Annotated in this window: 23 protein-coding genes, 1 tRNA gene and 1 pseudogene; 17 read left to right on the top strand and 8 right to left on the bottom strand. The window is 58.5% G+C overall.

All coding sequences use genetic code 11. The features are described 5' to 3' along the window. The first annotated feature begins 45 nt into the window (after nt 1–45). From EJ997_RS03805 to EJ997_RS03750, 13 genes and pseudogenes are all read left to right on the top strand, one after another. Nucleotides 46–876, top strand: a complete 831-nt coding sequence (locus EJ997_RS03805; protein WP_126704926.1) for a ParA family protein — start codon at nt 46–48, stop codon at nt 874–876. Then, nucleotides 876–1,643, top strand: a complete 768-nt coding sequence (locus EJ997_RS03800) for a segregation and condensation protein A (RefSeq protein WP_126703408.1) — start codon at nt 876–878, stop codon at nt 1,641–1,643. The genes EJ997_RS03805 and EJ997_RS03800 overlap by 1 nt, the downstream gene beginning before the upstream one ends. Before the next feature lie 368 nt (nt 1,644–2,011). Beyond that, nucleotides 2,012–2,572: an SMC-Scp complex subunit ScpB gene (scpB, locus tag EJ997_RS14035; protein WP_126704925.1), complete on the top strand. Its 561-nt coding sequence runs from the start codon at nt 2,012–2,014 to the stop codon at nt 2,570–2,572. Then, nucleotides 2,569–3,297, top strand: coding sequence for a pseudouridine synthase (locus EJ997_RS03790; protein WP_126703407.1), 729 nt, complete (start codon nt 2,569–2,571; stop codon nt 3,295–3,297). Before scpB ends, EJ997_RS03790 begins: the two co-directional genes overlap by 4 nt. Next, nucleotides 3,294–4,376: a prephenate dehydrogenase gene (locus EJ997_RS03785; protein ID WP_126703406.1), complete on the top strand. Its 1,083-nt coding sequence runs from the start codon at nt 3,294–3,296 to the stop codon at nt 4,374–4,376. The genes EJ997_RS03790 and EJ997_RS03785 overlap by 4 nt, the downstream gene beginning before the upstream one ends. Next, nucleotides 4,376–5,068 (top strand): (d)CMP kinase, encoded by a 693-nt coding sequence (cmk, locus tag EJ997_RS03780; RefSeq protein WP_228201567.1) that lies wholly within the window; start codon nt 4,376–4,378, stop codon nt 5,066–5,068. The genes EJ997_RS03785 and cmk overlap by 1 nt, the downstream gene beginning before the upstream one ends. Beyond that, on the top strand, nt 5,065–6,504 hold the full coding sequence (gene der / locus EJ997_RS03775; protein WP_126703404.1) for a ribosome biogenesis GTPase Der: 1,440 nt from the start codon (nt 5,065–5,067) through the stop codon (nt 6,502–6,504). Before cmk ends, der begins: the two co-directional genes overlap by 4 nt. 3 nt (nt 6,505–6,507) lie before the next feature. Beyond that, nucleotides 6,508–7,272, top strand: coding sequence for a dimethylarginine dimethylaminohydrolase family protein (locus EJ997_RS03770; RefSeq protein ID WP_126703403.1), 765 nt, complete (start codon nt 6,508–6,510; stop codon nt 7,270–7,272). Nucleotides 7,273–7,356: 84 nt separating this feature from the next. Further along, a tRNA-Pro gene (locus tag EJ997_RS03765) sits at nt 7,357–7,433 on the top strand. Between the two features lie 194 nt (nt 7,434–7,627). Next, nucleotides 7,628–7,987 (top strand): hypothetical protein, encoded by a 360-nt coding sequence (locus tag EJ997_RS13090; RefSeq protein ID WP_206501805.1) that lies wholly within the window; start codon nt 7,628–7,630, stop codon nt 7,985–7,987. Nucleotides 7,988–9,321: 1,334 nt separating this feature from the next. After that, nucleotides 9,322–9,462, top strand: a pseudogene (locus EJ997_RS13915) (TfoX/Sxy family protein); the annotation flags it as partial. 71 nt (nt 9,463–9,533) lie between these two features. Then, on the top strand, nt 9,534–9,662 hold the full coding sequence (locus EJ997_RS13910; protein ID WP_323052646.1) for a hypothetical protein: 129 nt from the start codon (nt 9,534–9,536) through the stop codon (nt 9,660–9,662). Nucleotides 9,663–9,834: 172 nt separating this feature from the next. Then, nucleotides 9,835–10,386 (top strand): SMI1/KNR4 family protein, encoded by a 552-nt coding sequence (locus EJ997_RS03750; RefSeq protein ID WP_126703402.1) that lies wholly within the window; start codon nt 9,835–9,837, stop codon nt 10,384–10,386. A 91-nt stretch (nt 10,387–10,477) separates the two neighbouring features. On the opposite strand, the gene EJ997_RS03745 is transcribed toward EJ997_RS03750, so the two are convergent. Beyond that, on the bottom strand, nt 10,478–10,690 hold the full coding sequence (locus tag EJ997_RS03745; RefSeq protein ID WP_126703401.1) for a DUF6199 family natural product biosynthesis protein: 213 nt from the start codon (nt 10,688–10,690) through the stop codon (nt 10,478–10,480). A gap of 285 nt (nt 10,691–10,975) precedes the next feature. On the opposite strand from EJ997_RS03745, the gene EJ997_RS03740 reads away from it, so the two are divergent. From EJ997_RS03740 to EJ997_RS03730, 3 genes are all read left to right on the top strand, one after another. Beyond that, nucleotides 10,976–11,926 carry a hypothetical protein gene (locus EJ997_RS03740; RefSeq protein WP_126703400.1) on the top strand — a complete coding sequence of 317 codons (951 nt, stop codon included), beginning with the start codon at nt 10,976–10,978 and terminating at the stop codon, nt 11,924–11,926. 14 nt (nt 11,927–11,940) lie between these two features. After that, nucleotides 11,941–12,315 carry a hypothetical protein gene (locus EJ997_RS03735; RefSeq protein ID WP_126703399.1) on the top strand — a complete coding sequence of 125 codons (375 nt, stop codon included), beginning with the start codon at nt 11,941–11,943 and terminating at the stop codon, nt 12,313–12,315. A 163-nt stretch (nt 12,316–12,478) separates the two neighbouring features. Then, complete coding sequence (locus EJ997_RS03730; protein ID WP_126703398.1) at nt 12,479–13,126, top strand: GyrI-like domain-containing protein; 648 nt, start codon at nt 12,479–12,481, stop codon at nt 13,124–13,126. Here EJ997_RS03730 and EJ997_RS03725 read toward each other — a convergent pair. From EJ997_RS03725 to EJ997_RS03695, 7 genes are all read right to left on the bottom strand, one after another. Further along, nucleotides 13,077–14,747, bottom strand: a complete 1,671-nt coding sequence (locus EJ997_RS03725; RefSeq protein WP_206501804.1) for an ABC transporter permease — start codon at nt 14,745–14,747, stop codon at nt 13,077–13,079. The two genes, EJ997_RS03730 and EJ997_RS03725, sit on opposite strands and share 50 nt — an antisense overlap. Continuing rightward, nucleotides 14,744–15,694, bottom strand: coding sequence for an ABC transporter ATP-binding protein (locus tag EJ997_RS03720; protein ID WP_126703397.1), 951 nt, complete (start codon nt 15,692–15,694; stop codon nt 14,744–14,746). Before EJ997_RS03720 ends, EJ997_RS03725 begins: the two co-directional genes overlap by 4 nt. Before the next feature lie 93 nt (nt 15,695–15,787). Next, nucleotides 15,788–16,534, bottom strand: a complete 747-nt coding sequence (locus tag EJ997_RS03715) for a TetR/AcrR family transcriptional regulator (protein ID WP_126703396.1) — start codon at nt 16,532–16,534, stop codon at nt 15,788–15,790. Between the two features lie 308 nt (nt 16,535–16,842). Continuing rightward, nucleotides 16,843–17,547, bottom strand: coding sequence for a hypothetical protein (locus EJ997_RS03710; RefSeq protein WP_126703395.1), 705 nt, complete (start codon nt 17,545–17,547; stop codon nt 16,843–16,845). A 137-nt stretch (nt 17,548–17,684) separates the two neighbouring features. Continuing rightward, nucleotides 17,685–18,413 carry a hypothetical protein gene (locus tag EJ997_RS03705; protein WP_126703394.1) on the bottom strand — a complete coding sequence of 243 codons (729 nt, stop codon included), beginning with the start codon at nt 18,411–18,413 and terminating at the stop codon, nt 17,685–17,687. Beyond that, on the bottom strand, nt 18,410–19,141 hold the full coding sequence (locus tag EJ997_RS03700; protein WP_126703393.1) for an ATP-binding cassette domain-containing protein: 732 nt from the start codon (nt 19,139–19,141) through the stop codon (nt 18,410–18,412). Before EJ997_RS03700 ends, EJ997_RS03705 begins: the two co-directional genes overlap by 4 nt. Beyond that, nucleotides 19,138–19,506: a GntR family transcriptional regulator gene (locus tag EJ997_RS03695; protein ID WP_126703392.1), complete on the bottom strand. Its 369-nt coding sequence runs from the start codon at nt 19,504–19,506 to the stop codon at nt 19,138–19,140. Before EJ997_RS03695 ends, EJ997_RS03700 begins: the two co-directional genes overlap by 4 nt. A 443-nt stretch (nt 19,507–19,949) precedes the next feature. On the opposite strand from EJ997_RS03695, the gene EJ997_RS03690 reads away from it, so the two are divergent. Then, nucleotides 19,950–20,504, top strand: coding sequence for an NUDIX hydrolase (locus EJ997_RS03690; protein ID WP_206501802.1), 555 nt, complete (start codon nt 19,950–19,952; stop codon nt 20,502–20,504).

Genomic DNA, 20,504 nt, shown 5'->3' with positions numbered 1-20,504 from the left:
CGCTATTGTTGAGGGGTGACTGAAAACCCGAAGCAACCACCGCTCATGAGCGACCCGGAAGGAAACGACTTCCCGTACCCTCCCGAGCTTGATGGGCACGGCCCCGCCCGCATCATCGCCATGTGCAACCAGAAGGGCGGTGTCGGCAAAACAACGACATCCATTAACCTTGCGGCGGCCCTTGCAGAATATGGGCGCAAGGTTCTCCTCGTTGACTTCGATCCCCAGGGAGCCGCCTCCGCCGGCCTGGGAGTCAACGCCCGCGGGCTTGAGCGCACGATCTATACGGAGCTGCTCGCCGCGAAGCCGAACATCGAAGAGATCATTCACCACACCTCCGTCGAAGGCCTCGACGTTGTTCCCGCCAACATCGATCTGTCGGCTGCCGAGATCCAGCTCGTCTCCGAAGTAGGACGAGAACAAACCCTGGCACGCGTCCTACGTCCCGTCATGGATGACTACGACGTCATCATCATCGACTGCCAGCCCTCCCTTGGCCTGCTCACCGTCAATGCCCTGACGGCCGCCCACGGTGTCATCATCCCGCTCGAAGCAGAGTTCTTCGCCATGCGTGGCGTAGCCCTCCTTGTTGAGCAGATCGAGCGTGTCACCGAACGCCTCAACCCGAAGCTCCGTCTCGACGGCGTTCTGCTAACCATGGTCGACAACCGTACGTTGCACGCCCGCGAGGTCATTGCTTCCGTTGAGGAGGGCTTTGGCGACCAGGTGTTCGACACGAAAATTTCCCGCACCGTGAAGTTCCCGGATGCCACCATTGCGGCCGAGCCGATCACGACGTACGCACCGAGCCACACCGGTGCCCTCGCATATCGCCGGTTAGCACGTGAAGTCATCGCACGCGGTCACAGTGCGTGATGAAGGGGCGCCAGGAGTCGCTCTTCGACACGGAGAGCTCGCTCGGGTTTGACGTCACCCTTGATGTCTTCTCGGGCCCATTCGACGTACTCCTGTCTCTCATAGCCAAACGACAACTCGACGTCACCGACATCGCTCTAGCCGAAGTCACTGACGAGTTCCTGGCCCACGCGCGCGCCCGAGCCGAAATGGACCTGTCCCAGGCCAGCGAGTTCCTCGTCATCGCCTCCACGCTCCTGGCCCTCAAGGCAGCGCGTCTCCTGCCCTCGACCGAGGACGACGAGGAAGACCTCGAACTCCTCGAAGCACGCGATCTCCTGTTCGCCAAGCTTCTGCAATACAAGGCCTACAAAGATCTCGCCACACTTATCGCCCGCACCCTTGCGGAGAACTCGCTGTCGGTCGCACGCGACGTTCCCCTTGAACAAGAGTTTGCGAACCTCATGCCCGAGGTTCAGCTGACCGTTAGCCCCGAGGGGCTTGCCGAACTCGCACGGCAGGTGCTTGAGCGCGACACGGCAGAACCGACCATCGGCCTCAGCCACCTACACGACCCGCTTGTTTCCGTTGAATCCCAGATTGATGTCCTCGCCGTCAAGCTCGCCGGGGGCAGATCAGTATCTTTCCGTGAACTCTGCGCCGACGCACCCACCGCAGCAACTGTCGTCGCACGTTTCCTTGCCGTCCTTGACCTGCTCCGCAACGGCCGTATCGCTATCTCCCAGGAGCAGGCACTGTCCGAACTGGAGGTGGCATGGACCGCGTAAACGCTCAGCACGGTGAAGTCGAAGCTGGGAAGCATGATTCTGAGCTTGGACAGAATGTGCCCGAGATTCGGCAGAACGATGTCGAGACTAGAAAGAATGAGCCCGAACCCACAGAACTGATCGATGAAGACTTGTTTGCAGGCGGAGAGGGTTCCGGCCTAGGGGAGGCGGACAGCTTTGACTTGCAGGCAGACAGATCCGACTTCCAGTTGGACAGTTCCGACTCGGGGGAGGTTAGTACCGTCTTGGATGGTTCTGAAACGGATCCAACAGAATCGGATCATACAGAAGAGGACTCGTCTTTCTTGAACAACGTTGGTCAGGAGTCGTTAGAAACAGACAGCCCTGTCCGGGATGGTTCTCATGGCATCAGTCCTGAAGACATACGCGGTGCTCTTGAGGCGATCTTGATGGTCGTGTCAGAGCCCGTGTCCACGAGGTCCCTTGCTCAGGTTCTCGGTATCTCTGAGGCAGTCATTGATTCAACTCTTCGTGGACTTGCTGCCGAGTACCGGGGTGAGACGGGCCCGCGGCGCGGCTTCGAACTGCGGGAAGCGGGGGAGGGATGGCGGATGTACTCCTCGCCTCGATACGCAGAAATCGTGGGGAGTTTCGTCACCTTTGGCCATACGGCAAGGCTTTCAGGCCCCGCTCTTGAGACACTTGCTGTGATTGCCTACAGGCAGCCAGTTACTCGTGCCCAGGTTGCCGAGATCCGCGGAGTGAACGTCGACGGCGTTGTCCGCACCCTCATGACTCGCGGCCTTGTGGAGGCGACAGGCCAAGAAGGAACCGGTGCTGTTCTGTATGGTACAACTGGATATTTCTTAGAAAAGATGGGGATGACATCGCTTGCGGAGCTTCCGCCTGCCTCCCCGCACCTGCCTGAGCTCGATGAGCTCGACGACATAGAAAAGGATCGACAATGAGTGAACAGGGCGAGCGCCTTCAGAAGGCCATGGCGCATGCTGGCGTGGGATCTCGTCGCGCCTGCGAAGACATTATTGAACAGGGACGAGTCTCGGTTGACGGCAAGACCGTCACGCGTCTCGGCACCCGCGTACAACCCGGCCAGATCATCCGGGTCGATGGGGAAAGGGTCACGTTCGACGAGTCGAAGGTAACGATCGCCCTGCACAAGCCCGCCGGGATCGTCTCGACCATGGAGGACGAGATGGGACGGCCCTCGCTCGCCCAGTTCGTGGGGGATCGCGATGAGAGGCTCTACCACGTGGGCCGCCTCGACCAGGAAACAGAGGGCCTTATCCTGTTGTCGAATGATGGCGACCTGACGCACCGCCTTACCCATCCCTCCTACGAGGTGCCGAAGACGTACGTGGCTACCGTTGAGGGACAGATCAACAAGGGTGCAACAAACCGCCTAGAGAAGGGCGTCACCCTCGAAGATGGTGTGGTCAAGGCCGACAAGGTTAAGATCATCGAAATGGGTCTGCCCAACTCGATCGTCGAGATCACCCTCCACTCCGGAGCCAACCACGTTGTGCGCCGCATGCTCGACGCCGTGGGTTTCCCCGTTGTACGCCTTGTTCGCACCCAGTTTGGAACGATCGGTCTCGGCCGGCTCAAGCCCGGCAAATCCCGTATCGTCGGTGGTTCTGAACTCGCGGTCCTTATGAAGTCGGTCGACCTGTGATCATTCGGATTGTTGGATCGGGCCTGCTCGGCACATCGCTCGGGCTGGCCCTTTCCAAGGACCATGAAATCCAGCTCGTTGACGCGAGCCCGATCATGGCGGCACTCGCCGAAGACCTCGGTGCAGGTAAACAAGCATCCGAAGAATCCACTGCACCGGATCTCGTTATCGTTGCGACACCGCCCGACGTTGCGGCTGACATGGTTAACGATGCTCTGTCGTCATTCCCGCAGGCAATCGTTACCGACGTTGCCTCGGTCAAGAACATTGTCGTTGCCGAAGTGGAAGGCGGTAAGGAACGCTACGTCGGCTCCCACCCCATGGCAGGCAGGGAGCGCTCCGGTGCCATTGCCGCCGACGGTGACCTGTTTATTGGTAGGCCCTGGGTGGTTGTCCCGCACGAGACGACGATTCCTTCGGCCGTTGCTCTGATCAAGCAGATTGCCATGGAGGTTGGGGCATTCCCGGTGGAGATGACTGCGGAAGCTCATGATGCTGCCGTTGCCCGTGTCTCCCACGTTCCGCAGCTCATGTCGTCCCTGCTCGCCGCAACGCTGACTGAAGCCACTCCGACGAGCCTGGACCTGGCAGGTCAGGGACTACGGGATGTGACGCGTATCGCGAGTTCCGATGCGAAGCTCTGGTCAACGATCATTGCCGGCAACCCCGGCCCGGTTTCCACCATCCTTAAAGACATTCGCACCCGTCTCGACGGCCTTATCGACGGTGTTGACCGGATGGTCACCGAGGACTCGTATGCGGGTGTTTCCGAGGTCGCCAAGGTCGTTTCCGACGGCAATGTCGGAGTCTCCCGGATCCCGGGTAAGCACGGCGGCGCCCCCATGCGGTACGCAACCGTGACCGTTCTGGTTCCCGATAAGCCGGGCGAGCTCGGGCGCCTCTTTACGGAGACAGGCGAGATTGGGGCTAACATCGAGGATCTGACCCTTGAACACTCGAGGGCTCAGCCCGTGGGCCGCGCAGCGATTGCCGTCAATCCTTCCCAGGCACGTCCGCTTGCTGACGGGCTGGAAGAGCGGGGATGGACTGTTGCTTCGGTGGAGATGGAGGAAAACTAGTGGGCATCACAATCGCCATTGACGGGCCGTCCGGCTCCGGCAAATCAACCGTGTCGCGCGAGACCGCACGCAGGAACGGCCTCGCCTACCTCGACACCGGCGCCATGTACCGCGCCGCTACCTGGTGGGTTATGCACGAAGGTGTTGACCTGAATGACGAAGAAGCCGTGATCGAATCCGTTAAGAAGCTTCCCGTTACCGTTCCAGTGGACCCGGACGATCAGACCCAGATTTGCGCCGGTGAGGACATCACCGAAATTATCCGCACCGCGGAACTGTCGGCGGTCGTCTCGACCATTTCCTCCTACTACCCCGTGCGTGACATTCTCATCTCCCTGCAGCGGGACATCATCGACGCTGAACTGGAAGCCGACTCGTATTCGGGTGGTAAAGGCATTGTTGTTGAGGGCCGTGACATCACAACGGTGGTCAAGCCCGATGCCGATGTACGTATTCTTCTCATCGCTTCCGAGGAAGCTCGTCTCGCACGCCGTGCGAAAGAGATTTCCGGCAAGGTAGATGAGGAAACCATCGAAAAGACCAGGGACATTGTGTCCCGCAGGGACCGCGTTGACAGTGCGGTCACAAAATTCATGACAGCCTCCGATGGTGTGCACACCATCGACTCTTCGTCGATGAGCATCGACGAAGTTGTGGAAGCCGTCGAAGACCTCATGAGGAGGGCGACATGATCGACGATCAGTCGACGGAAGCGCTACGTAGCGCACTCGACCAGTACGACCTGACCGAGGAGGACCTTGCCGATCTTGAATGGCAGGGCGATGCTCCCGCGGCCAAGGAACGCCCCGTCCCTCCCGTCCTCGCGGTGGTCGGCCGCCCCAATGTCGGCAAGTCCACCCTTATCAACCGCATCCTCGGTAAACGAGTAGCGGTTGTGCAGGATACTCCCGGAGTCACCCGTGACCGCGTCCGCTACGACGCAATTTGGAACGGGCGCCCCTTTATTGTCGTCGATACGGGTGGATGGGAATCGAAGGTCAAAGGCCTTGACCTGTCGGTAGCCCAGCAGGCAGAGCTCGCTATCAACGAAGCCGATGCCGTTGCTTTCGTTGTTGACGCCACTGTTGGAGCAACCTCAACCGATGAGGAAGTCGTCAAGCTCCTTCGCGGTTCCGGCAAGCCCGTTGTTCTGGTGGCCAACAAGGTGGACTCTGACATGCAGGAGGCGGACGCTGCCTACCTGTGGTCTCTCGGCCTTGGCGAGCCCTACCCGGTGTCGGCGCTGCACGGCCGCGGCTCCGGTGACCTGCTCGACAAGATCATGAAGATCCTGCCGCAGACATCCCTTGTGAACTCGCGCTATCGTTCCGAAGGTCCCCGCCGGGTTGCTCTCGTAGGCCGCCCGAATGTCGGTAAGTCGTCGCTGCTGAACAGGCTTGCAGGGGAGGAGCGGGTCGTTGTGAACGAGCTCGCTGGAACCACGCGCGACCCCGTCGATGAATTCATCGAGCTGGATGGCGAAGCCTGGACCTTTGTTGATACCGCCGGCATCCGACGCCGCGTCCACCAGACCTCCGGTGCCGACTTCTACGCATCGCTCCGCACCCAGAACGCCATCGAAAAGTCAGACCTCGGTCTTGTTCTTCTCGATGCTTCAGAGCCCCTGACGGAACAGGACGTGCGGGTTATCCAGCAGGTGGTTGATGCTGGTCGGGCTCTCGTGATCATCGCGAACAAGTGGGACCTGGTCGATGTTGATCGCCAAGAAGAGTTCAACCGCGAACTTGAACGCGAGCTTGTCCAGCTGTCCTGGGCTCAGCGGGTGAATCTCTCGGCGCTGACCGGTTGGCATACGAATCGTCTCTCGTCCGCGATGAATAACGCGTACGAGAACTGGAACCGCAGGATCACCACCTCGAAACTCAACAACTTCCTGGGCGAACTCTCTGCCGCGCACCCGCACCCGGTGCGCGGTGGTAAGCAGCCGAGGATCCTATTCGCCACCCAGCCGAGTGCGGCCCCGCCCAGGTTCGTCATCTTCTCGACCGGATTCATTGAACACGGCTACCGCCGCTTCATTGAGAACCGGCTTCGCGAAACGTTTGACTTCTCGGGAACACCGATCGAGATCTCCGTCAAGGTCCGTGAACGCAGAAAGAGGAAGTAGTCGATGAGGCTCGTCAAGGCACTTGTTCGGAAGCCTTCACCCAAGCTTGAGAACGGGCTGCTCACCCACATGACCCGCCAGGGGGTAGACGCAGACTTGGCACTCGCTCAGTGGGAGGCTTACGGCGACATCCTCCGCGACTGGGCAGAGGTTATCGAAGTCGAACCAGCACCGCACCAGGCTGACTCCGTCTTCATCGAAGACACGGCTGTTGTTTACGGCGACACCGCGGTTATTGCGAAGCCACGATTCCCGTCCAGGCAACCGGAAACGGTAGCGGTCGAACAGACTCTGCGGGAGCAGGGACTGAAGATCAAGCACCTAGCCGACTGGGGCTACCTCGAGGGAGGCGACATCCTCAAGTACGATGGCACCATCTGGGCCGGCCTCTCGACCCGCACGGATCTCGATGGACTCGACTGGCTAAAGCGTGGACTCTCCGCATACGAGCCGACGGTTGTCACAGTCCCGATGCAGCATGCTCTGAACCTGAAGTCAGCAGTATCTGCACTTCCGGACGGCACCTTCATTGCTCACCCGAAGGCGGCTCCGCCGGAATCCTACTTCCCGGGATATCGCAGGGCACTCGAGCCACAGGGCTCCCGTGTTCTCATCCTCGACGGTGAAACGATCCTCATGTCGGAGACCGCTACCGAAACCGCAGCGATGCTTAAGGCAGAAGGCTTCAACGTCATCACCACTGCCATGACCGAATTGGAGAAGTGCGAGGGTGGGGTCACGTCACTCTCTATCCGAATCCGGGAATAGTGGCATCAATAACGCTTTTAGCGGCCGGTCTAATTGGAGTTTTAACCTTCCGTTGGGCTAATCTTGAAAAGTCGCAAACGCGAACGGGCTGTGGCGCAGTTTGGTAGCGCACTTGACTGGGGGTCAAGGGGTCGTGGGTTCAAATCCCGCCAGCCCGACCACGTAAAACGCTGGTATATCAACGTAAAGTTGGTTGCCAGCGTTTTCTTCTCGGTAGAAACCCAACAAAGTACCTATAGGAGAACCCGGGAACACGGCTTCCGGATTCGTTCCGAATGGTATTGCAAATGAACGGACCAGCAGGAGGCCTTCCAAGGAGGGTGTGGCGACCGCTCGCAAACGAACGGAGCAAGTGATGATCCGCGACGACCTTGCCGAATGGTTGCACGATTCTGACCCAGCGCTACGCTGGCAAATCCAACGCGACATCCTGGGTGTGCCTGAGAAGGTATGGCAGGTGACTCGGACACGGGTAGCGACCGAGGGGTTTGGCGCCGAGCTACTTGCCCGGCAGGATACTGATGGGCAGTGGGCGGGCGGTGCGTTCTTCCCGGCAGGATGGGAGTCTGACACCGATGAGCCACAGCCCTGGACAGGTACCACCTGGGCGCTGAAAGACCTTCGCGAGTGGGGTGTTGACGCCGCCGACTTAGGGAACACCGCACAGTGGCTGAAAGCGAATCCTCGCTGGGAGTATGACGACCTGCCGTACTAGGACGGTGAGGCGGACTGCTACATGAACTCCTGGACCCTGTCCAACGGTCTCTGGCTAGGGGCGGACGTCGATGATATCGTCGACTGGTTCTTGGAACACCAGCTCGACGATAGTGGCTGGAACGCGAGTGGGTCGAAGGAGCGACCGTCTCCTCGTTCCACTCCACACTCAACTCCCTCATTGGGTTGCTGGACCATCAACTCGCCACCGGGGACGCAGACCGTGTTCGCGCGGCCCGACACCGCGGGGAGGAATACGTCTTATCCAGGGGGCTTGTTCCAAAAGCTCTCGACCGGGAAACCCTTCAACGACTGGACGTTGAGCCTCGCACCTCCGCGCCGCGCCTACTAAGCGTTCTCGCTGCCGCGGATGACTTCCGTACCGCCGCTATCGCCGATGGCACATCACCGGATCCTCGGAGAGTGGGCGATCGAGCACATCCGCGCGCAACGACAGCCAAACGGCAATTGGCTCCAAGGCCACCAGCTACAAGGAAAAGTCTGGTTCCACATGGACGCCCCACCGGCGAGCCATCCAAATGGGTCACCCACAAAGCGATCCGCGTCTTCGACTGGTGGGACGCGCAAGCCTGACAACATTCCGCCAGTGCGCCACAAAAGTGCTGCGATCCTTTAGCAGTGACGAACCATACCGGTACATTTATCGTGAATACTTCGATTAGTTCGACTAGCAGGGGTGGGGTAATGAGTGACATTGCGAAGCCGGTGCCCGAGCCGACAGACGCAGAGCTAACCACGCAACGGGCAGCGGACGTGCTGAACGTGTCTCGCTAGTTTCTGATCGGGTTGCTCGATAACGGGCTGATCGCCTACCGTACGGTCGGCACAGACTGCCGTATCATGGCCTCGTCCTTGGTTCGCTATCTGCAGGAGGACGACGCGCGCCGCTCGGCTGTAGCGAACGAGTTGGCGGCGGAGGCTCACACGCTCGGACTGAGCTGATAGCGCTGGTTGTCTGTGACGCGAACGCGCTCTACCCCTCTACGTTTTGATATGTGCTGATCCGGGTTGGGCTGGCACGGCTAGCATTGGAGAAGAGGACGGGCCAGATTCTCGATGATGTGTCCGGTAACCTTTGAACGAACCGGTCCGGCCGCGATCCGGCCAGCCTGGAGCGCGCCCGGAGGTGTTGGACGGGATCGCCCTTCCTGTCGACCATCTTGCGGACCATGTGGACTTTGGCTACGCGATCACCGGTGGGATTGGCGGACGGATCGATGTATCTGGATCTCGCCGAGCATGACAGGCACCCCTCGCATACTGTGGACCTCAACGAGCAGGTGATGGTGTCTGCTCAAGATTGAGGAGCACGCGATGACTCCAGAACAAATCGCACTGGTAGAGAAGATTCGAGATCTGATTGCAGATGAGCCGGACGTGCGTGAAGTGTCGATGTTCGGCGGTAGGTCCATGATGGTCAACGAAAGGATGATCGTTAGTGCATTGAAGGACGGTGGGCTGCTGGTTCGGGTTGACGCTGAGCAACATGACAAGTTGCTTGAACGTCCTGGGCCATGCAGGCGGAAATGGGTAAGGGGCGTGACTTGGGGCCGGGATGGATTGAGGTATCGGCAGATGTCATCGCTGATGACCAGCAGCTATCGGACTGGGTTGAGATTGCCATGGTCCACAACCGGCAGGTGACGAGTAAATAGATTTGGAAATGCCGGGGTCGGAGCTTCGAGAGGTTGAAGATGCTTGCTCATGGGTCGGTGCCTGCGGCAAATGGATTAGTTGCGCTAGCCCGAGTCCCCGCTGTTGCATCTGTCTTGTGCTTTCAAGAATCGCTGACTGTTAGCATTATTGGGAATCTTTGAAAGGACAGCAATGGCGCGCGGCAACAGAGATCAGGAGTTTCACGAGGCTATCTGGGAGACTCTTGGTCCAGTGGATGACGAGATCTTCTATGCTGTCGGCGCTAGTACTCCTGATAAGAAGCAGATAAGTCGAGTGGAGTCGCTGCTACCGGTTGAAGTCCCGTCCGAGTTTGTTGCTCTTACGAAGCGGACCAATGGTGTCTCGATCATTGCCAGGCCTGAAGCATGGCCGGAGCCTGAACTGTTCTCCGTGGCTCCCGCGTGGACGTTTTGGCGGGGCGTTGTTCTTCTCGGCTTCGATGTTGAAGATTTACCGGAATGGGCCAGTATCCTGACCGCAAGCGAAAAGGTAGCCGAGTGGGGCGTAGGAAGCGTTGTCCCTCTCATCATGGTTCTTGGGGATGGATCCAGGTTCTGGGGTGTCGATGCTGATGGAACTTCGGTTCTGATCACCGAAGGTGAGGTCGAGAAACTCGAAGCCACGATTCCGGAGATCTATGCCGAGCAGATTGCTGACCTCGTTGAACGCCAACGAGAGATAGCGACGCCCACAAACAACTGAGCAACGCTCGTGAAGGAGTGTGCCGTTCGCAATGAATGCTCCGTGGAAGCGAAGGTAGAAGTCGTTGTTACAACCGATGTGAGTGAGAGACTTACGGCGGCGGCTCCGGCATATGAAAATTCATCCAGACCGAGAAGCCGATGATCAAGAGTCCGCTGATCCGGGTCATTATGAGGGCGAAAGAGGACGGCTCGTGATACTCGGGGTCCCGATAACGAAGCGTATTCATGATCTCGAACTGGCTGCCGGGGGCAAGTAGCGACCAGGCTCCGAAGGCGGCTAAAAGCAGGAAAAGAAATTCCACGGTTGCGCTCCTGTGTGGGCTGCATTTTAACGAGTGTAAGAGCTGGCACCGAAGGTCGACGGGCTAACGGGTGGTGCCTGGTCCCCACCTGCGGGCGAAGGAAGTTTCCGATGGAACAATGCCGCTGTCGTCGATAAGTAGAATATGGGAGCTAAAATGCTCCGGAGCAGGCGTGGCTTCACCGATATAAGTTTCCTTCCTTTCACACCATTGAGTACGGCTCATGGACAATAATGGTGTGTGCAGGACGTTGCCAGATGTGTGGGATTGCCAAAGGAAGCTATTGTGTCGGACGAAGTTGAGCTGATCGCGGACGGCAATGGTGTCGCCGTTATTGGCGAGAAGACAGCCGTTGAGCAGTTTCTGGCGGGTGCCGGTATGGAAGCAAAAGAGCTTGACCTCAGTATGCTCCGCACGGGGATGAGTCGGGGAGCGGCTCTCACTCAGGCTGGAGCTGAGGTCACCGCTAATTTCGGCAGGTGGCTGAAGCTCACCGAAGAGTCGGCGGAGGCGCTCAAGAAGGGAACAACACTGAAGGGTTCCTCGAAGACAACATTTCGCGGGACGCTCATAGAGGACGGGAAGTTTGCTCAACACCTTCAGTTTCTGAGAACACCGGGTGCGGCCCTGACTAATCCGGCTCTACTGTCGGGCGTGGCCGGGCTCATGGCGCAGCAAGCCATGGAGCACGCCATGGAGGAAATTACCGATTACCTCAGAACAATCGACTCCAAAGTGGATGACGTCCTTCGGGCACAAAAGGATGCTGTCTACGCCGACATGATCGGCGTTGGTCTCGTGCTCGACGACGCATGCGTGACAAGACAGGAAGTCGGACGCGTTTCCGAGGTGACTTGGTCGAGAATTCAGGGCTCTCATCAGATCATTGCGAAAACACAGGCCTATGCACTCCGCCAGATCCAGTGGCTTTCAGAGAAGATTGAGAAAGAAAACCGGGTTGATGAACTCGCCGAGCTTGTACGCGACACCGAGAAGTCTGTCGTGGAATGGTTGGCTGTCCTCGCCCGGTCTTTCCAACTGCAAGACGCACTCGGGGTGCTCGAGTTGGATAGGGTGCTTGATGCGTCCCCGAGGAACTCGACGCCCACCGGAGGTCGCTGGTCAGGGCGCGGGAAAAGCGCAGGACCGAGATCGCTCAGACAACCGCCAACCTCATCGAGCGGATCAACGCGGCTGCTGCGATCGGCAAGGCCGGCGTCCTGTTCAATCCAGTGAACGGAAAAAGGATTGTGGAGGCCGGGAACGAGACCCTCCACGACATCAGTGCTTTTGAGCAGAGTATTGGGATCGAGTCCTCAGCAACCGAGATCGAAGGACGTGGCTGGAAGGAAGCCGTCGGTGACCTCAAGGATGACATTGTCGATAAAGGTAGTGACGGCCTCAACGCAGTAAAAAACGCCAGCGGAGCGGCTCGGGACCGAGCAAGGGACGTGAGCACCGGAGCGATGGAACGTGCTAAGAGTGTTGGAAGTGGTGCAGGTGACCGGGCTCGAGATAGTGCCGGCAGACTCCGCTCAGGCATGTCCAAAGGTGTGAACCGGTTCCGTAGGAGAAAGGACGACGGAACCGGTGAAGGTAAGGAAGTTCCCGAGACCAGGGTCTGATAACGAGGGTCCAGTTTGCCTACTTCGTGTGGTCGGATTTTCCGGCTGCGCCGGTGAACGATGAGTAATGCCTTCCATTTTGATTGGATGGGAGACTCAACGGTGCCGCGGTCTGTCTGGTTATCACGGTTTGTATTGCAAGATGTCGGGAGCAGTGGATGTCATGAAGGTTGATCATAAGAAGGAACCGCACTACCGGGCGAAAATGGGTTTACTCGACTACCTGACGGTTCCTCCCATGGACTTCCTGAAGATTGATGGCATGGGCGACCCGAATACCTCCGAGGAGTACCGGGATTCTCTCGGGGCTCTGTACCCGCTTGCTTACCGGATAAAGTTCTTCAGCAAGAATGAACTGGGTCGCGACTACGTGGTGATGCCATTGGAGGGCCTCTGGTGGGCAGATGACATGAACGCGTTCGCCTCAGGGCTCGACAAGACATCGTGGCGGTGGACGATGATGATCATGGTTCCGAACTGGATCACGGCAGAGACGATTGAGCGGTGTCGAGTTGATGTTGTGATGAAGGCGGATGCTCCACGGCTCATTGAACAGGTTCGCTTTGAGAGATTCGATGAAGGAGACGCACTGCAGACCCTCCATGTTGGTCCCTATTCTGAGGAAGGTCCCGTCATTTCAGCAATGCACAAGAAGATCGCTGGAGATGGTCATGCCCTGTCGGGAACACATCACGAGATCTACCTGAGCGATCCACGCAGGACACATCCAGCGAAGCTGAAGACGATCCTTCGGCAGCCGATCAGATGTTCATATCCCTGCGGCGATAGCCTAGGAAGCCCACTGTCGTGAAGACAATGGTGATGAGCGAAAGGACGGTCACCCCGACGAAGTCGGGATCGGCCACACCGACGTTGGGCAAGTGGTAAAGGGGAGAGATCGCTAGCGCCCAGTTCCACAGGTTGAACGTCGGGCCAAGGATCGTGAGGGCAAAAGTCGCAACAATACCTAACCAACCAACGAGCCTTCGTGATGGCACTGCGCCTACCGCAAGGAGAGCGAGCCCGACCAGCACCGAGGCTCCGGGGATCGTGACCAGGGCCTGGTGAAGCACCTGCCAGGTGTTAATAGTGGGTTCGCTGGCGTGGGCGACGATCCCAAGGAAGAGTCCACCGACGAGAAGTGCAAGAGCGGTTCCGGCAAAGGCAATGATGGCGTGGGAAGCCAGATACTTCTGTCGAGACAGTGAACCAGCAAGTAGCGGCTCCGCCCTTTCGCTCGCCTCTTCGGAATGAATCTTCATGATCACCTGCACACCCATAACCGCGGCGATGATTGCGAGGATCTTGAGGATCATGCCGAGGAAAGCGAAGGACATGGTCGCCGCAAGGTCGCCTTCCCCTCCCTGGAGGAATGGAATACCAGGGCTGTTCGCCATGATTTTGTCGATAGTGGTTACCAGTGTGCCAAACAGGGCGCCAAGCCCTACGAATGCGATGAGCCAGCCGACGATGCTCGGCAGGTGGAGTTTCAGGGAATGGCCCCAGATCGTGCGGGCAAGACCGGCGCGGGGCCGACCGGGACGCTGTGGCAGCATGCCGAAACCAAAGTCGCGTTTGGACTGAAGAAGGAAGGCTACGGAAATAAGAAGGATGGCAAAGCCGAGTGCCAACAGAAGTGGCCAAGGATTATTCGCGGTACCCGGCCTGATCTCACCGAGCCAGCCCAGGGGAGTGGCCCAGGATGCCCAGTTGCCCAGATCGCCAGTGTCGGCGTACCCACGCAGGACGTAGATGATGCCGAGAGTTGCTATCGATAGGCTGGTCGCTCCTCGAGCATCGCCACTCAACTGTGAGCCGAGCGCGGCAACGCCGGCAAACATCAGGCCAGAGGCCGTGTAGCTAGCGCTCAGCAACACTGTTGGGATAACCCCGCCGCCACACAGGACGGTGACAACGAAGCAGACGACGCCAAGTGCCAGGGAGGCGATTGCTGCCATGAACACTGCGACGGCTAGCCGAGCACCCCTGCCCATAACTCCCGATGCCAGCAGTTCTGCCTGCCCGGAATCCTCTGCGGCCCTCGTGTTACGGACAACGATAAAGATCGTCATGAGACCCGAGAAGAATGCGCCGAGCTGACCGGCACGCCAGGCATTAAACCCGTCGGAGGTCAGCATGTTGTGGGCCGGGCCGAAGACTAAAGACAGGGCGGGATTGGACCCCATGGCATTCGCCAGTGCCATGCGGTCCGCCTGATCCGGAAACACCCAGAGATAGGCGAGGATCGAAGAAGCGGAGAGAACCGTGATCAGGGCAATCCACGGAGCAATGAGAAGGCGGTCCTGCCGGAGGGACACCACGAGGAGGGGTTTGATGCCGGCGGTCCGGTTGGACTGTGTGGATGCCTCAGCCGTCACCGAGCCTTCTTGGCACCGGCCGTCCACGACGTTCTGAGAGTCTCTCCCGATCATCGCGCGCCCTCCGGGTCGGCAATGTCTGTTTCACGCGAAGATCCAATGGAGTAATGGCTCAGGAACAGGTCCTCGAGAGAGGCCGGTGAGACTTCGAGCTGATCGAGGCCAAGGGCCGACAGCTTGGTCATGGCCTGCGTGAGATTCTCGGGAGCAACCGATGCGTTGAGCAGATGGTCGTTTAATACCGGATTGATCAGTGGCCCCAGTTCGGAAGGCGAGCTGGGAAGCTTGCGAACGGTAGCGAAAATGGAAATACGCTCGGAGCCGCGCAGATCGGCTAGGGTACCTGTCTCGATGATCTTCCCCTGTCGGATAATGCTGACCCGGTCGGCGAGTGCCTCGACCTCGGACATGACGTGACTCGACAGGAGAATGGTTCGCCCTCGCTCTTTCTCAGCAGCGATCTCCTCCTGAAACACCGCCTCCATAAGCGGATCCAGTCCCGCGGTGGGCTCATCAAGGATCAAGAGCTCAACGTCGGAGGAGAGCGCGGCAATAATGGCCACCTTTTGACGGTTGCCCTTCGAATACTGCTTGCCTTTCTTCGTCGGATCAAGTTCGAAACGCTCGATAAGGTGCTTGCGTCGAGTCTCGTCCAGTCGGCCTCGTAGATTGCCCAGGAGATCGATGGCCTCCCCGCCCGATAGCCCCGGCCACAGCACCACGTCGCCCGGGACGTAGGCCAGCCTGCGGTGCAGTGGGACAACGTTCTTCCAAGGATCCTGCCCTAGCAGGCTAACGTCCCCAGCATCTGCCTTCAGCAGGCCAAGGAGAACCCTGATGGTGGTGGACTTACCTGCGCCGTTCGGGCCAAGGAAGCCGTGGGTTTCACCCCGAAGGACCTCGAGATCGAGACTGTCAAGAGCGGTGGTGCTACCGAACTGTTTGACGAGACCACGGATAGCGATTGCGGGTTCGGATGCTACTGCTGGAGTCGTTGTCATCAAAGCCTTCTTTAGTTGGCGAGAGCGGTGCGGTCGGGTTCGCGGGCTTTACCGTGAATGTTGCACACTCGATCTTGCGAAGAGTTCACATGCTTATGAGTGTTCCCCGGCGGAGGTGTCGATGTCGCCGAGATCGGCGAGCAGGTATCTGCGGAGCGTGGGTTCCAAGTATGTGACGATTTCTTCGTGTGTCATGCGCTGCAGGGAATCCAACCCAACGACGTAGCGACCGAGCACAAAGCCGAGCATTTGGGACACAACGAGAGAAATACGAGCGCGCGCCTCTTCCTCGGGAACATCTTTCAGAGCGGGGGAGAGGGATTCAATGATGAGTTCGCCCATGAAGTCACGTACGAGGTTGAATGAATCCGGTTCGCCAAAGACGCGGCGGACAATTGCTTGCATCGCTTCGCCCGTAACCGGACCTTCCCACACGGCCAGGAAGGTCGTGATGATCCGCTCCGGCAGTTTCTCCCGGTCGCCTTCGATGACCTTACTGAGAATTTCGCGGGGATTAACGGGCAACTCGAGAGCCGAACGGAACAGGCCCTCCTTATCGCCGAAGTAATGCATGACGAGAGCGGGATCCACTTTTGCTTCGCGGGCTATTGCCCGGATGGATGTTCCCGCAAAACCGCGTTCAGCAAACATTGGACGAGCGGCGTTGAGGATCTCCTCACGAGTGGCGGAACGACCCGCCCGCCGGCCGACGCGGCGTTTCCCGCTATCGCCTCCCTGCTGCTCCGGGGAATTGGCGGCAGGTGGTGGTGCGGATGCTTGGCTTGCTGATTCGGTGTTGGAGGTGGCACGCGGTTCTGCCGACTCGTTTTGCTGATTCACGACCGGGCCCACGCTCCCTTAACTCAACGACTGTTGAATTAATCGTAGACCCGTTCTTCTCGCCCGGCAATGGCATTGAAAAACGCGCCGCTCTCTTTTGGTGTCTGCGTACATTGAGCTGAATGGATCGACGTGCCTGGGGTTTCCTGGCCGAGTGTTGCTCGTCGCGGTTACTGTTGCTGGGTCGTGCTCCGCCTGCGATTGCCTCGTGAATTGTTTTGTGGAAACAGAAGGTCCCCGAACGGGATTGCGGTCGGGGACCTGTGGTGCCGGGGCCGGAGTCGGCGCCGGTCGGAACGCTGTGGTTATTAGTAGCCGTTCCGCCTCATGGGTAGCGTGCTTGTTGCTTTGTGGGTGCCTCCAATAGTCACGGTCAGGATGATGGCGAGCCAGATCCAGGTCCAGATCTCCCACCCGTTAACGCTGAGTTGCACCAGGGTGAAGACCGAGAGGAAGATGATGGGGAGGGTGGCTGCCAGGGCGAGCAAGATCGTCAGACGCACGTGCATGAGAGCAACGAAGTAACCGAACTCGTGGGCGAGGAGGAAAGCTCCGGCAGAGGCCAGTGCAACGATAGCGAACTTGGACCAGGAGACATCATCCCATGCGCTGTCGAGGGCAATGCCGAGCAACTGTGAGGCTGTTGAGAAGATGACAAGGACGATGGTGAGGGCAATCGCATTCTTGCGAGCATTCGTCCATATCGACATGCGGGTGACGCCGGCACCCAGGTAGGTGCGGAACTCGCCGGCGGTAATGATGCCGACAACGAGTGCAACAACCGTGAGGGAACTTGTCACCATGTCGGCGGCTCGGACAAATTCCAGGTCCCTCCCTTCGAGACCAATCCGGGTGGTCTGCAGGATCTCCTGAGTTTCCTCGTACCACGCGGTGGGGAAGATCCCGGCAACGACAAAGATGACGGCGACCATCCCGGTAGTCCAGCCCAGTGTGGTTCGCAGGCTACGACTATCGGCGGGCGCGTACCTCGCGGCTAGCTGGGCGTGAGTCATGATGGTGCCTTCCTAACGGGGCGGAAAATTCGTCGGTGCGGTGTTGGATGCGAGGAGAGAGTGTCGATAGGGAGTGACCGGGCGGCCACAAGGATGGTTGACCGGAGTCGTGTGGCTGGTGTGGCGGGGTCCTGCCATTACGAGCTGCGCCTCATTGGAAGCGTTAACAGCATGTGGCGTGAGGCCGCGAAGGCGAAGGTAACAAAGGCGATGGTGGCGAGCCAGGTGTACCAGGCCCAGTCCGCGGGAAGTTCGCCCCGCTGCATGATCATGATGAGAATGCCAACGGTGATGCCGATACCGGCGGCGATGAGTGCGCCGAACCAGTGGTAGCGGCAGAACAGCATCGAGATGGCATACCCGAGTTCAAAGGCGACGAGCAGGGCCGCGTAGAACGTGAGCGAGCTCTGCACCATGATGCCAACATCGAGGTTGGTGAACCCACCGTCGAGAAGAACGGCTACCGCGATGGCGATCGTCCAGAGCACGTAGATCATGGTCGCGATACCAATGTTTGCTACCCGTCCATCAATCCAGGCGGCCTTGCGGGTCACCCCGGCACCGAGCATTGTGCGGTTCTCTGCCGCCGTGACGATCCCGTTGACGAACAGGATGATGACGAGAGTCGAGGTAATTGCTTCGGGAATCAGAACGAAACGCGGATTATCAATCGCCTCGGGCGGAAAGAAATTGTTGGTTCTATCGCCTCCGTAGTTTTCCAGCCACGACTCGGGAATGAAGGGAAGGACGGTGTACATGGAGGTGATAATCGCCGCGACGATCAGCGTCATCCAGTAGAACGCCTTCAGGTCCTGGGTGGAAATCCTGTTGTAGAGGCTCCTGTGGGTCATGGTTGTGGTCGTCATTTCCCTATCCTCTTTCCGGTCAGGTTGATCAGAACATCGGTGAGCGATGCCTGAGCACCGTCCTGTCCGTGCTCTTCGCGAAGATCATCGGCGAAGCCGGCTGCAATGAGCTTGCCGCGATCAACAATGAGAACTTCCTCGATGAGGTTCTCGATTTCGGACACGAGATGCGACGAGAGAATGATGGTGCGGGGCTTCTTGACGAAGCTGGCAAGCATGGCGTCGTAGAACTCTTGGCGAACCACCACATCCATGCCCAGATGGACCTCGTCGAAAATCGTGAGCTCACCCTGAGACGCAAGGCCAAGAGCGGCAACGAAAGCCGACTGCTGCCCGCGGGATAGTGAAGAATAGGTGTCCTTCTCGGACAGTTGCCACATGTCGAGAAGCTCGTTGTAGAGGTCCTCATCCCAGTTCGGGCGGCTGTTTCGCCACAGCTCGGACGACCTGCCGAGCTTGTTATCGAGAAAGATTGAGGTCGAATCCGATACGAGGACCGTGTTCGGCATGATCTCCGGATTCTCCCAGGGAGAGGTTCCGTTAACGAGAAGCTCACCCTCCGCCTTCATCTGACCCGCAAGAAGCATTGCCAGCGTGGACTTCCCGGAGCCGTTGCGACCGAGTAGGCCCGTAATGGTGCCGGCCGGAATCTGTGCGTTGATGCCGCGAAGAGCTTCCTTCTTGCCGTACGCGTACGACACGTTCGTCATAGAAATGGAGTAAGTCATGATGCGTCCTTGAGAAGGTCGGTGGTGAGTTGAATGATCTGCTGAGGGGTAAGGCCGAGCTCGAGGCCGGCTGCAACGGCGGGGAAGAGAGTCTCCTCCCGGTACGTTGCACGACCAGCGGTTGTCAGAGTTTCGTGTGCATGAGGAGTGATAAACATGCCGATTCCACGGCGCTTCTCAACGAGGCCCTCTTCAACCAGAGTGGCGAAAGCCTTATTAGCGGTTGCCGGATTGATCCGATACGTCGTGGCGTACTGAGTGGTCGACATAAGTTGGTCACCTGCCTGTAGTTCTCCGGTGACAACACGCCTCCTGATGTCATCCGCAATCTGGATGTAGATGGGAGTCTGGGCTGAGAAGTCCATGACCACCTCCTTGGTTAATTACATGACCAACTAACCAGTTAACCGGGTGCCTGTCAAGGGGTGAGTCACCTAGTCTTTTCAAGGGCATTGCTAGAAAATCCCGAAAACGCCGATATGTCGCCACAAACTCCAGGTAAGACAATTCTGAAATTATGGATGTTCAAGGCAATGCAGGTTGACCATCAGGTTGCTTACTCCGAGTAGTTCATGGGCCGAGTCATGAACCTCAGTGGTCGGGTCATGCCCCTGGGTGTGGTAATGAACCTAGGCAGGGTGGTGAACATCGGCACGGTTGTGAGCCTGGGCCGGGTAGTCGGTAAACCCCGTGGCCAGGCAATGAGCATCGGGATCAAGCAATGAGTCCCAGGAGAGGATAAGTGAGGGCTGTCCGTAGCTGGCACGTTGGAGTACCTGCGACTGGGTGCGGAACGTAGAATTACAGTGTGCTCGAATCTGTTATCTCTCACCTCATGTCCTACTCGTCGATCGACCCTTTCCAGAAGCAACTGAAGGAGTCATATCTCGTCAAGGTGGGTGCCGACGGTGAGGCCATGCTGTGGAAGCCGTTTGGCGATCAGCACATCACGGCGAGCTGCTTCGTGTTCTCACCGGACCGCAGCCAGATTTTGCTGACCTTTCACAAGAAGGGTCAGTTCTGGGTCCAGTTCGGCGGACATCTCGAAGCAGGCGACGACACGCTTGAGGCCGCCGCGGTTCGTGAAGCCCGCGAGGAAAGTGGGATCGAAGATCTTGAACTGACCGGGGGAGTTGTTGACCTCGATCGGCACGACCTGCACGGCGGTTTTACCTGTTCTCGCCACTGGGACGTTGGGTTTGCAGCGATTGCAGATCCGGATGCAGAGTTCTCCGTGAGTGACGAGAGCGAACAGGTGCAGTGGTGGCCGGTGGACGACCTGCCCTCCGGTGTTACACCCGACCTACCCCTGCGAATCAGACGGGCACGCCTCTACCTGGAAAACGTGGTCGAGGGTAACTAA

Source organism: Flaviflexus ciconiae (genome assembly GCF_003971195.1).
Taxonomy (GTDB): domain Bacteria; phylum Actinomycetota; class Actinomycetes; order Actinomycetales; family Actinomycetaceae; genus Flaviflexus; species Flaviflexus ciconiae.
The sequence above is the reverse complement of the archived record's forward strand: the minus strand, read 5'-3'. Positions and strand labels throughout refer to the sequence as shown.